At 52.0% G+C, this 11,353-nt stretch carries 14 protein-coding genes; 11 read left to right on the forward strand and 3 right to left on the reverse strand.

Features of this window, described 5'->3' with window-relative positions; translation table 11 throughout:
• Positions 1-50: 50 nt before the first annotated feature.
• Positions 51-1,004: an AraC family transcriptional regulator gene (locus AB8615_RS05380; RefSeq protein WP_409434136.1), complete on the forward strand. Its 954-nt coding sequence runs from the start codon at positions 51-53 to the stop codon at positions 1,002-1,004.
• Here the strand turns inward: AB8615_RS05380 and hemB are convergent.
• A complete protein-coding gene (hemB, locus tag AB8615_RS05385; RefSeq protein ID WP_409433893.1) occupies positions 1,001-1,987 on the reverse strand; it encodes a porphobilinogen synthase in 987 nt (328 codons plus the stop codon). The two genes, AB8615_RS05380 and hemB, sit on opposite strands and share 4 nt — an antisense overlap.
• Before the next feature lie 130 nt (positions 1,988-2,117).
• Here hemB and hemA point away from each other — a divergent pair, with 130 nt between their 5' ends.
• On the forward strand, positions 2,118-3,341 hold the full coding sequence (gene hemA / locus AB8615_RS05390) for a 5-aminolevulinate synthase (RefSeq protein ID WP_409433894.1): 1,224 nt from the start codon (positions 2,118-2,120) through the stop codon (positions 3,339-3,341).
• 86 nt (positions 3,342-3,427) lie between these two features.
• Entirely contained in the window at positions 3,428-4,735 is a 1,308-nt protein-coding gene (glyA, locus tag AB8615_RS05395; RefSeq protein ID WP_409433895.1) for a serine hydroxymethyltransferase, read from the forward strand.
• On the opposite strand, the gene AB8615_RS05400 is transcribed toward glyA, so the two are convergent.
• Complete coding sequence (locus tag AB8615_RS05400) at positions 4,732-5,217, reverse strand: GNAT family N-acetyltransferase (protein WP_409433896.1); 486 nt, start codon at positions 5,215-5,217, stop codon at positions 4,732-4,734. The two genes, glyA and AB8615_RS05400, sit on opposite strands and share 4 nt — an antisense overlap.
• Positions 5,218-5,286: 69 nt before the next feature.
• Here AB8615_RS05400 and nrdR point away from each other — a divergent pair, with 69 nt between their 5' ends.
• Genes nrdR through thiL form a run of 7 tightly spaced genes read left to right on the forward strand, consistent with a single transcriptional unit; the run spans position 5,287 to position 10,095 of the window.
• Complete coding sequence (gene nrdR / locus AB8615_RS05405; RefSeq protein WP_409433897.1) at positions 5,287-5,769, forward strand: transcriptional regulator NrdR; 483 nt, start codon at positions 5,287-5,289, stop codon at positions 5,767-5,769.
• Between the two features lie 3 nt (positions 5,770-5,772).
• The gene (locus AB8615_RS05410; RefSeq protein ID WP_409433898.1) at positions 5,773-6,426 is read left to right on the forward strand and encodes a RibD family protein; all 654 of its coding nucleotides are present in this window, start codon (positions 5,773-5,775) and stop codon (positions 6,424-6,426) included.
• Positions 6,426-7,034 carry a riboflavin synthase gene (locus AB8615_RS05415; RefSeq protein ID WP_409433899.1) on the forward strand — a complete coding sequence of 203 codons (609 nt, stop codon included), beginning with the start codon at positions 6,426-6,428 and terminating at the stop codon, positions 7,032-7,034. Before AB8615_RS05410 ends, AB8615_RS05415 begins: the two co-directional genes overlap by 1 nt.
• Positions 7,035-7,036: 2 nt before the next feature.
• On the forward strand, positions 7,037-8,179 hold the full coding sequence (gene ribB / locus AB8615_RS05420) for a 3,4-dihydroxy-2-butanone-4-phosphate synthase (protein WP_409433900.1): 1,143 nt from the start codon (positions 7,037-7,039) through the stop codon (positions 8,177-8,179).
• Between the two features lies 1 nt (position 8,180).
• Positions 8,181-8,603 carry a 6,7-dimethyl-8-ribityllumazine synthase gene (locus AB8615_RS05425; protein ID WP_409433901.1) on the forward strand — a complete coding sequence of 141 codons (423 nt, stop codon included), beginning with the start codon at positions 8,181-8,183 and terminating at the stop codon, positions 8,601-8,603.
• Positions 8,603-9,163 carry a transcription antitermination factor NusB gene (gene nusB / locus AB8615_RS05430; RefSeq protein ID WP_409433902.1) on the forward strand — a complete coding sequence of 187 codons (561 nt, stop codon included), beginning with the start codon at positions 8,603-8,605 and terminating at the stop codon, positions 9,161-9,163. The genes AB8615_RS05425 and nusB overlap by 1 nt, the downstream gene beginning before the upstream one ends.
• A 35-nt stretch (positions 9,164-9,198) precedes the next feature.
• Positions 9,199-10,095, forward strand: a complete 897-nt coding sequence (gene thiL, locus AB8615_RS05435; protein WP_409433903.1) for a thiamine-phosphate kinase — start codon at positions 9,199-9,201, stop codon at positions 10,093-10,095.
• Between the two features lie 75 nt (positions 10,096-10,170).
• Here thiL and AB8615_RS05440 read toward each other — a convergent pair whose 3' ends face one another.
• Complete coding sequence (locus AB8615_RS05440) at positions 10,171-10,686, reverse strand: outer membrane protein assembly factor BamE (protein WP_418152920.1); 516 nt, start codon at positions 10,684-10,686, stop codon at positions 10,171-10,173.
• Between the two features lie 122 nt (positions 10,687-10,808).
• On the opposite strand from AB8615_RS05440, the gene AB8615_RS05445 reads away from it, so the two are divergent.
• Positions 10,809-11,345, forward strand: coding sequence for a ubiquinol-cytochrome C chaperone family protein (locus AB8615_RS05445; protein WP_418152922.1), 537 nt, complete (start codon positions 10,809-10,811; stop codon positions 11,343-11,345).
• Positions 11,346-11,353: the final 8 nt, after the last annotated feature.

The following is an 11,353-nucleotide window of genomic DNA, read 5'->3' on the forward strand; positions in this document are numbered from 1 at the left end:
GGTATATATCCAGTCTGTACTTTTCGAGCGTTATCAAAATTCTTGATAATATGGGCTTGGATCGGGAGATGTCCCTTCGGCATATCTCATTGACGCAGGCCGACCTGTCAAATCTCAAAACCCGCATCCACATGGACAAATTACGCGACCTGCTCGATTTTGCGTCGCGTGAGTTGAACGAACCTAATATCGGGATGCAGGTCGGTTACCGTTTCCGCGTGGCGACCTTTACCGAAACGGGCAGTATTCTAGCGCTTTGCGGGACCATAGCCGAAGCTGTCCAAATCAATGCCATGTATCAGACGCTGACAGAGACGATGGGGGCATCAGGTCTAGAGCGCCGCGAGGACGGCGTCTTTATGATTTGGGATGAAAACTTTGATAAGCATGATGAGTATAGGCATGCCACGGAATTGGTCTTCGCTGGCTATGCAACCACTACGAATTGGTTGTCTTGGGGCTTTCAGAAGGGTGTTGAGACCGTTTATTTCAAGCATCAAAAGCCCAAGGATATGGTGGGGTTTGAGATGGTATTTGGTATGGATGTCCGCTTTGGCGCAGACCGCAATCAAATCAAATTTAATTCGGAAACGGTCGACCAAGCACTACCGACCTCCAATCCTGAAAAACTCGCTTACGTTCGCCATCGATTAGACGAGATCATGGAGCGGGTAGAGCAAAAGTCAGGGATCAGTCAGCGTATCTCTCACATCATTCACGAAGGCATCAAAGATCAGCAAGTTGGTTTTGATTATGTAGCCAGAAACATTGGCATGAGCCCGCGCAACCTCCGTCGCTTACTCAAAGAGGAAGGGCATAGCTACCGCGATATTCTAGCCAATGTTCGCAAAAATCTTTGCCAGACCTATATGCGACAGGGTAAAACCTTTACCGAAATTGCGCAACTGCTCGCCTATAACGACCAGAGCGCATTTACCCGGGCTTTCAAGAAATGGTATGGCGTTAGCCCGACCGAGTATCAGCCAGACGTCATTTCGCTCTAGCGCGCCTCAGCCAGCCACCGCGCAACCTTGGGCGTGAAATAACTTAAAACGCCGTCGCAACCCGCACGCTTAAAGCTCATCAAGCTCTCCATAATCACACGTTTTTCGTCCAGCCAGCCGTTTTGAGCCGCCGCCATGATCATGGCATATTCCCCGCTGACCTGAAACGCATAGGTGGGAACAGCGTATTCATCTTTGATGCGGCGAATAATATCGAGGTAAGGCATGCCGGGCTTCACCATGACCATGTCCGCACCTTCAATCAGGTCCAACGCAACCTCATGCAGGGCTTCGTCGGAGTTAGCTGGATCCATCTGATAAGTGCGTTTGTCGCCTTTCAATGCCGTCGAAGTTCCAATCGCATCGCGGTAAGGTCCGTAGAAGCCAGATGCATATTTAGCAGCGTAGGACATAATCATAACATCTTGAAAGTTATGGCTTTCTAGTGCGTCGCGAACTGCACCAACCCGTCCGTCCATCATGTCTGACGGCGCGACTATGTCAGCTCCCGCTTCGGCCAGAACGATCGCGCTCTCAGCCAGTAATGAGACGGTTGCGTCGTTCACAATGGTCTCGCCCTCCATCACGCCGTCATGCCCATGGGAGGTATAGGGATCGAGTGCGACATCCACGATGACACCGATATTTGGCACCTCAGCTTTCAAAGCTCTCACAGCGCGCGGTACAAGACCGTCAGGATTGAGGGCTTCGCGCGCGTCTTCCGATTTCGTTTTAGGGTCGATATGAGGAAACAATGCCAAGGCTGGCACGCCCAAATTTGCCAGTTCTTTGGCTTGAGAAACTACATCTTCCAAGGACAAACGGTTGACGCCTGGTAGGCTCGGCACAGCTTCCGTTATGCCGTCCGTGATTACGGCTGTCCAGATCAGACCATTGACTGATAAATGTGTCTCGGCGACTAATCGGCGGGACCAATCTGCCTGCCGTTTGCGACGCATTCTTAACTGAGGGTAGCTCGACACAATTATCTCCAATATTTCAAGACCTTATACAAAGCCTTCTAAATTTGCGCCAGATCAAATACTGCGGCGTTTAAGCATTGGAATCTGACCTGTTGTTGGGCTATACACCACTCAAATGCAGGATTCACCTATGAATAAGAAATTCAGAGACCAGTTTCAGGCCGCAGTGACGACTGTGCAGGAAGAAGGTCGTTACCGCATCTTCCGCGATATTCGCCGTAAAGCTGGTGCGTTTCCTCAAGCGACATGGTTTAAGCCAGATGCTGAACAAGACATCACCGTTTGGTGCTCAAATGACTATCTCGGCATGGGGCAAAACGAATGTGTGATTGAAGCCGTGAAGTCCGCTGTTGATGCCGCAGGTACAGGGTCTGGCGGCACACGCAATATCTCTGGCACCACGCGCTATCATGTTCAACTAGAACAAGAATTGGCCTCGCTTCACCAAAAGGACGCCGCTCTCGTGCTGACGTCTGGGTATGTTGCGAATGAAGCGACTTTAGGCGTGATGAGTAAAATTCTGCCCGGCCTCACGATTTTTTCCGATGAGATGAACCACGCCTCTATGATCAGCGGTATTAGCCGTGCGAGATGCGATAAAAAAATATTCAAGCACAATGATCTGGCTGACCTCGAAGCTAAACTCAAAGAATTGCCCTATGATGCCCCGAAGCTCATTGCGTTTGAGAGTGTCTATTCTATGGACGCCGATATCGCGCCGATCAAAGAAATTTGCGATCTGGCCGATAAATACAATGCGCTAACTTACATTGACGAAGTTCATGCGGTCGGCATGTACGGACCAACAGGTGGCGGTGTATGCGAAGAGCGCGGGTTGATGGACCGTATAGACATCATCCAAGGCACACTCGCGAAAGCTTACGGCATGGTCGGCGGCTATATCGCAGCTGACTCGGTCATTATCGACGCTGTCCGCTCCATGGCGTCAGGCTTCATCTTCACAACCTCCGTCCCGCCTAGCACGGCAGCTGGCGCGTTGCGATCTGTGAAAGTCCTCAAAGTGACACCTGAAAAACGCATAATGCACCAAGAACGCGCCAATGCTTTAAAGGATCGTTTCCGTGCGGCGGGCTATCCGTTCATTGATGGCGAAACGCACATTGTACCCCTCATGGTGTGTGACCCTGTGAAGTGCCAAGCGATCTCTGACCGCCTTATCGAGGACTTCGGCATCTATGCCCAGCCGATCAACTTCCCGACCGTTCCCCGCGGCACAGAGCGCCTGCGCTTTACGCCAAGCCCATTCCACACAGATGCTATGATGGACGAATTGATGGCTGCGCTGGACATTGTTTGGGCAGAATTTGAACTGAAACGCGAAAAAGTCGCGTAAGTTATATTCAATGTCATATTGGCGCATTGCGATGATGCACTAATCCGCGTATTGCAGCCTCGAAACTCAATCAACGGAGTCGCGCCATGACCGCTGCCGCTAACGACCAATCAACCGCTCACTTGTCCAACTACTTTACGCAGTCCCTCAAAGACCGCGATCCTGATCTCTATGCTTCTATGCAGGATGAACTGGATCGACAGAAGCACGAGATCGAGCTGATCGCGTCAGAAAACATTGTGTCTCAGGCTGTCTTGGAGGCGCAAGGTTCTGTGCTGACAAATAAATACGCCGAAGGTTATCCAGGCAAACGCTATTATGGCGGCTGTCAATATGTCGACGTGACAGAGCAACTGGCGATTGATCGCGCTTGCGAGTTGTTTGATTGCGGCTTTGCCAATGTGCAGCCCAATTCAGGCAGTCAAGCCAATCAAGGTGTCTTCCTCGCACTGTTGCAGCCAGGCGATACGATCCTCGGCATGGACCTCGCCTCTGGCGGTCATTTAACCCACGGCGCACCACCGAATATGTCTGGGAAATGGTTTAACGCGATCGCTTACGGCGTGACTGAAGACACAAATCTGATTGACTATGATCAAGTGGAAGCGCTCGCCAAAGAGCATCAGCCAAAGTTGATTATTTGCGGCGGCTCAGCCTACTCACGACAAATCGACTTTGCCCGTTTTCGTGCGATAGCAGACATGGTCGGCGCTTACTTGCATGTCGACATGGCGCATTTTGCGGGTCTTGTGGCAGGCGGCACACATCCAAGTCCGTTTCCGCACGCCCATGTCGCGACCACTACCACGCATAAAACCCTTCGCGGCCCACGCGGCGGCATGATCCTTACCAATGATGAAAAGCTCGCTAAGAAATTCAACTCTGCGATCTTCCCAGGCCTTCAAGGTGGTCCACTGATGCATGTCATTGCGGGTAAAGCCGTGGCCTTTGGTGATGCGCTGAAACCAGAATTTAAAGCTTACTCTCAAGCCGTGATCGATAACTGCAAAGCTATGGCCGGCGCATTGGTAGAGGCGGGCTACGCGGTTGTGACGGGCGGCACGGATACGCATCTAGCCCTCATCGACCTCTCGCCCAAAGGCGTGAAGGGTAATGCGGCTGAAAAGGCGCTTGGTCGCGCTTACATCACGTGTAACAAAAACGGCATCCCGTTCGACAAAGAGAAATTCACGATCACGTCAGGCATCCGTGTTGGTTCACCCGCTGGCACCACGCGCGGTTTCGGCATCGCAGAATTCCGTGAAATCGGACAGCTCATGGCCGAAGTCCTAGACGCGCTCGCCGAAAACCCAAAGGGCAATCTCGAGGTCGAGGAAAGCGTGAAGCAGCGCGTAAAAGCGCTCACAGCAAGGTTCCCGATCTACGGGGGCTAATCCAACCGCTTGAACATTACGTGCGCGTCCACATCGCCGAGTGTTGGGTGGGCAAATGCGCCTTTGAGAGTGCCGACTAATTCCATGCCGAGCTTCTGCCAGAGGCCGAAGGCGATTGTGTTGGTCGCGACGACAAGATTGAACTGCATCCCGCGAAAACCTGCCAATTTGGCAGCCTCGAAAGAATGAAGGCACATCTGGCTTGCAACGCCTTTGCCGCGTGCCTTTGGGTGTGTCGCATATCCGCAATTCGCAACATGATCGGCTGGGCCTGTCGAGTTTGGGCAGAGGTAGTAAGTGCCGATGATCCCCATCTCGTCCTCATAAACATATACCTGCTTATGGGACGCGAACCAATAGGCGAGGGCGTCATCTTGAGACACATTGGGGTCAATAGGGTAGGTTTCCCCTTCCCGAAATATAGGCTTTAAAATATCCCATATCGCCTCATGGTCATCTTGTGTGGCAGGTCGGATAGCCATGCAAATTCCTTCGTCTTTCAAACGCCTTATCGCATTTGCGGAATTTGTGAAACGTGTTAGTTAGCCGCCATGAGATGTCCATTTTGTTCCAGCGAAGACACGCAAGTCAAAGATAGCCGTCAGGCTGAGGACGGGAGCGCGGTGCGCCGCCGCCGTGCCTGCAATAAATGCTCGGGTCGGTTTACGACATTTGAGCGGGTCCAGCTGCGAGAGCTGACGGTTGTTAAAAAATCTGGCCGCCGCACGCCGTTTGACCGCGATAAACTCGCGCGCTCGGTGATGATTGCCATGCAAAAGCGCGGTGTTGAGCCAGAGCGCGTAGAGCAGATGATTAGCGGCGTTGTGAGGCAACTCGAATCGTCCGGTAATTCCGATATTACCTCTGACCAGATCGGTGAATTGGTCATGGAAGGCCTCGCGAACCTCGATAAGGTTGCTTATGTGCGCTACGCCTCGGTCTATCGTGATTTCCGCGCGACGCAAGATTTTGAAGATTTCATCGTTGAGGAAAAGCTAGCCGCAGGTGAGAGTTCGCCTGATGAGGAAGAATAAGGTTTGCGCCGACCTACCGTCACACTCAAGCTGGCAACATCTTTGGATGGTAAAATTGCGTTGGCCAATGGTCAATCCGAATGGATTACGGGTGATGAGTCACGCGCCGCAGGACGACGTTTGCGGGCGACGCATGACGCTATTGCCGTGGGCTCCAATACCGCTGTACTCGATAACCCACAGCTGACGACGCGCATGGACGGAGCGCCCAACCCCATCCGTATTATTTTTGACAGCGAGCTACGCCTATCCCCAGATTCAGAATTGGCTCAGACAGCCAATAAGACGCCTGTTTGGGTGTTCTGTAAATCTGACCAAGGGCAGCGTGCTGATGCTCTGAAATCCCTAGGTGTGCGTTTGTTTCCAATCGCTTATAAGGATAAACTTGATCTTGAGGCTGCGCTTGATTTTATGTTTCGCAACGGCGTTTCAACGCTGCTGGTTGAAGGCGGAGGGACATTAGCGGCGAGTTTTGTCAAATTAGGGGCGATTGACCGCATTGAATGGTTCCGCGCGCCGCTTATTCTCGGCGGGGATGGTCGCAGCGGGATCGGCGAACTTGGCTTAACAGACTTAAGTCTTGCGCGGCAATACACCCGTATTGAGGTGAACGAATTGGGTGATGATCTCCACGAGAGATATGAACGGACGGTATAATGTTTACAGGCATCATCACAGACATTGGCACAATTAAGTCAGTCACGCGCGGAACAGGCGGTGAGTGGGGCGACACGCGCATGGACGTGAACTGCGCCTACGACATAAATGGCATAGATATTGGCGCGTCAATCTCACATTCTGGCGCTTGCATGACCGTGATCGAAAAAGGCGCCGATTGGTACGCGATTGAGGTATCTGACGAGAGCTTGTCCAAGACGACGATGGGCGATTGGACAGCAGGTACGCGGGTTAATTTGGAGCGTGCGCTAACGGGTAAAGACGAAATGGGCGGGCATATGGTGACGGGTCACGTCGACGGTGTCGGCACGCTGATCGCGATGCAAGAGATCGCGGGGTCTCACAAATTACGCTTCAAAGCGCCTGAGGATATGGCATTCGGAATTGCCCCAAAAGGGTCTATCACGATTGATGGCGTCTCGCTGACCGTCAATGACGTTGAAGGGTCAGAGTTTGAAGTCAACATCATCCCCCATACGTGGGACGTCACGACCCTTGGAAAATTACAGGTCGGTAGCAAAGTAAATCTAGAAATTGATCTCATTGCCCGCTATGTCGCGCGCTACCTGGCCCATATGAAAGCATAAGCATGTCTGATTTGAACGAAGCCACATTCCAAGATGTCTATAATCTCGCCACGCCGGAAGAGATTATTGAGGATGCCCGCAATGGCCGCATGTATATACTTGTCGATGCCGAAGACCGCGAGAATGAGGGTGACCTGATTATCCCTGCGCAATTTGCAACGCCTGATGCTGTGAACTTCATGGCTAAATTTGGCCGCGGACTGATTTGTCTAGCAATCGAAGAAGCGCGCGCTGAGGAATTGGGTCTGCGCAATATGAGTGCGGAAAATAAATCACGCTTTGAAACGGCTTTCACGCAATCGATTGAAGCTCGCGAAGGCGTGACCACGGGCATTTCTGCCAGCGACCGTAGTTTGACGATCCAGACAGCTATCGATCCTAATTCTCGCGCAGACGACATTGTCTCGCCCGGCCACATGTTCCCGATCATCGCCCGCGATGGGGGGGTCTTAGTGCGAACCGGTCATACCGAAGCTTCAGTAGACATTTCTCGCATGGCGGGCCTGAACCCGTCTGCTGTCATCTGCGAAATTATGAATGATGACGGGACGATGGCGCGTCTTGATGATTTAGTGAAGTTTGCACAATTTCACGGCCTTAAGATCGGCACGATTGAAGATCTGGTCGCCTATCGGATGAAAAAAGATCACTTCGTGCGCCACGTCGCGACGTCTGATTTCACGTCGCAAAATGGTGATGAGTTTAAAATCCACATTTACCGAAATTTCTTAGACGGGCTAGAGCATGTAGCGCTGAGCCGTGGGGAGCCTAGTGCGGATGCGGAGACGCTTGTTCGTGTTCATAAAGTCGATTTTGCGGGCGACGTTCTGTATGAAGAGAGTTCTCGGTCAGGGTTAATCTGGGACGCCATGAAACAACTGGCGTCCTATGACGGTCACGCGGTGTTCGTCCTGATCCGTGAAGGGTCGATTGATACGCTGCTGGAACGCTTGGGGGCTCACAAAAGCCAGATTGATCGTAAACAGCAGACGATTAGAGAATATGGTGTCGGCGCGCAAATTCTGACACATCAGGGTGTTCACAAGATGCGTTTGATCACTAACACGATGCCAAAACTCATCGGGCTTGAGGCCTATGACCTTGAACTTGCGGGCATCACGCCGCTTGTTAGCGGAAAGAAATAAAATGAAAATTCTAGTTATCGAAGCTCGCTATTATGAGTCTATCTCTGAGGATTTGCTCCAAGGCGCTCTGGCCCAACTGCAAAAGGCGGGGGCGGAAGTTGTGAAGGTCAATGTCCCCGGTGCGCTCGAAATCCCGCATATTATTAGCTACGCCGAAAAAGCGGGCGCAGGCTATGACGGCTATGTCGCTTTGGGCTGCGTTATTCGGGGTGAGACAACGCATTATGATTATGTCTGCGGCGAGAGTGCGCGAGCGTTAATGGACCTTGCGGTCAATCACCAACTCGCCATCGGTAACGGCATTATTACGGTTGAAAATGAAGCTCAGGCCATCGCACGCTCGAAGCCCGACCAAAAGGACAAAGGCGGTTTTGCGGCTAATGCCGTGCTGCGGATGATCCAACTGCGCGAAGAATTATCATAGTGTCCGAAACACGCAAATCCAGCGGAGCAAACCCGAAACTACGTCGGGCCGCGCGGACGTCTGCTGTGCAGGCGCTCTATCAGATGGAACTGTCAGCAGACTCGTCTAACGCTGTCGTCAAACAATTTTTGGACCACCGCTTCGGCCATGAGGATGAGCCCGGCATGATCGTCGCCGATGAGGATTTTTTCGAGGACATCATTCGCGGCGCTGTACGGTTCCAAGATGATATAGATGCCGCGATTTCGGCGAAGTTGCCCGAAAAATGGCCGCTACGCCGTTTGGATATGACTTTGCGAGCCGTCCTGCGCTCAGGCGCCTACGAAATCCTGCGTCGCCCTGATATTCCAGCGCTAGTGATTATCAGCGAATATGTGAAGGTGGCGGGTTCATTCTTTGACGGTAAAGAACCGGGCATGGTCAATGCGGTCATTGAAGCGGTGGCCAAGCAAGCGCGCGGCGCAGAGTTTGGCATCATTGGCGAGGCGATACCGCAGTCGGCTGATCTGTCCGAAGCAACTGTAAGCCCTAGCGAAGACACCAAAGCCAACACCGAGTAAGAGACAAACGTCGTAAGGCTTGCTAGGCTCTCAGTATGGACGAATTTGATTTCATTGATTTACTGCGTCCTCTGGTTGGCCCTACTGGACTTGGCTTGCAGGACGATGCAGCAAAGCTATCCGTGCCAGACGGGCAAGACCTGATCATTTCAACGGATACAATGGTTGAAGGTGTTCACTTTCCGTTGGGTCGCCGTGGCGGTGGATTTTCTGAACGTCTCCTGCGCACGGCTTTGTCTGACCTGGCGGCCAAAGGCGCACGCCCGATCGGCTATATGCTATCGGTCGCGTGGCCAGTGGGGACTGACGCCAAATGGATGGCTGGCTTTGTAAAGGGGTTAGACGAGACACAATCGGCGTTTGATTGCCCGATCATGGGTGGCGATACGACCTCTACCACAGGCCCGCTGATCGCGAGTGCAACTGTTTACGGCCTGGTGCCAACGGGCGAGATGGTAACGCGAGCAGGGGCGAAAGTGGGAGATGACGTCTGGTTTACGGGTGTGCTGGGGCGCGCAGAAAAGGGTTTGGCGCTGATGCAAGGCAAAGTGCTGGATCTGCCGGAGACTGAAATCTTGGCCTGTGAAGATGCGTATTTGCGCCCCGAGCCACGTTTTTTATTCCGCAAAATTCTGCGTCAATATGCGAGTGCCTGTGCCGACATATCAGACGGTTTGATCAGCGAGGCAGGTCATATTGCCAAGGCGAGCGGTGTTAGGCTCGATTTGGATGCCCAACACGTCGACGGGACGAGCTTCGGAGATGATTACGAATTACTATTCACGGCCTCGCAAACTAGCCGCACTGCTTTAAAGTCGACAGCGGAGGCTCTCCCGCTCAAAATCACAAGATGCGGTACAGTTGCCGAAGGTGAGGGCGTCTGGGTGAATGGTGAGCGTCTCATGTCTCAGGGCTATAAACACACGTTTTAGAGACGGAATAACCAGAAATTCGTGCAAGAAAAAACCCGACGAACACGCTGGTCTGCCGGGTTTTTTAAAAGCAATCTAAGCGAATATTTTATCCGCCTGGACCGCCTCCTCCCCCGGAACATTTTGCTGGCCGCCAATACGGTCTGTCGGTAGGCGACCTATCGTGCCAAAGACTTGCTCTAGCACAGATAATTCACGACCACGCGTTGGCGTTTTGCGGTCAACGTAATTGACATAACGCCCGTCTTCAATGCCATATTCCGCAACCTTTTGCACTTGGCCGTCCTCGTTAAACGTGATCGCAGTAATGCTGCGCTCTTCGATTTTAGGGCGCAGATAGGCGTAACGCTGCCGCACGGACCGCATGTAAAACCACACGTCTTCGTCTAGGTCTTCGTCAAACGTAGATTTAACTGATGGATTGCCAAGACGCGCCAGAACAGTGGCCTTCGTATCTGTTTCTGGATTGACTTCCTGCGGTTTGGCTTCGTCCGTTGGGACATAGCCGTGAGTGCGCAGCACGGGGTTGCAGCCAGCCATAACGGTAGCGAACCCTGCGATCATCATGATTTTCAAAACCGTGTGCGTCATATGAACTTTATCTTGTTGTAAAACTTGATTTGCAGTAGCCAAAGCTGGAATGAAGAGCAAGAGCTAAGCTGTGAAAACACGGTAAGCTATTGCGACCAAACGTAAAGATGATTGAGACTTTTATGGGCCTTTTTGCAAAGCTATTTGGCGGAAAAACTTCAGTCAATAAAGACGCGGAGCGGCTCTATAATGCGTTGATGAAGCAGTCCCGACTCCCACAATTTTACGGCAAAGACCAAGTGCCAGACAATTTTGACGGCCGTATTGATGTTCTGACATTTCACATCGCGCCCGTTCTCAAGGCCCTCAATGGCCATGGTGAAAATGGGCACCTTCTGGGCCAAGCTTTGTTTGATCAAATGAAAGATGATTTTGAAATTGCGCTACGCGAGGAGGGGATTTCTGACACAGGGGTTAAGAAACGAATCAAGCCGATGATCTCACTGTTTTATGCTCGCGTAAAAGTCTACACCGAAGCCCTGCTGGGTGACACGCCGAAATCTGTCCTGACGACATCTCTGCAAGGCTTTCACCCTGATCAGATGAGTGAGACATTCGCAGAGCGCTATGCGGATTACATGATACAGTTTTCAACCGCGTTAGAGCGTAAATCACTGGGAGAAATCGCGCTGGTCGACTTCACTTTTCCAGACCTATAATGTCGGCG

The organism is Litorimonas sp. RW-G-Af-16 (assembly GCF_048319245.1).
Taxonomy (GTDB): domain Bacteria; phylum Pseudomonadota; class Alphaproteobacteria; order Caulobacterales; family Maricaulaceae; genus Litorimonas.

Coding starts and splice junctions, on each gene's coding strand:
- AB8615_RS05400 (WP_409433896.1), bottom strand. CDS start 5,217: ATGGCTATCCGACCTGCCACACAAGATGACCATGAGGCGATATGGGAT.
- nrdR (WP_409433897.1), top strand. CDS start 5,287: ATGAGATGTCCATTTTGTTCCAGCGAAGACACGCAAGTCAAAGATAGC.
- glyA (WP_409433895.1), top strand. CDS start 3,428: ATGACCGCTGCCGCTAACGACCAATCAACCGCTCACTTGTCCAACTAC.
- AB8615_RS05425 (WP_409433901.1), top strand. CDS start 8,181: ATGAAAATTCTAGTTATCGAAGCTCGCTATTATGAGTCTATCTCTGAG.
- ribB (WP_409433900.1), top strand. CDS start 7,037: ATGTCTGATTTGAACGAAGCCACATTCCAAGATGTCTATAATCTCGCC.
- AB8615_RS05445 (WP_418152922.1), top strand. CDS start 10,809: ATGGGCCTTTTTGCAAAGCTATTTGGCGGAAAAACTTCAGTCAATAAA.
- thiL (WP_409433903.1), top strand. CDS start 9,199: ATGGACGAATTTGATTTCATTGATTTACTGCGTCCTCTGGTTGGCCCT.
- AB8615_RS05440 (WP_418152920.1), bottom strand. CDS start 10,686: ATGACGCACACGGTTTTGAAAATCATGATGATCGCAGGGTTCGCTACC.
- AB8615_RS05380 (WP_409434136.1), top strand. CDS start 51: ATGGGCTTGGATCGGGAGATGTCCCTTCGGCATATCTCATTGACGCAG.
- AB8615_RS05415 (WP_409433899.1), top strand. CDS start 6,426: ATGTTTACAGGCATCATCACAGACATTGGCACAATTAAGTCAGTCACG.
- hemA (WP_409433894.1), top strand. CDS start 2,118: ATGAATAAGAAATTCAGAGACCAGTTTCAGGCCGCAGTGACGACTGTG.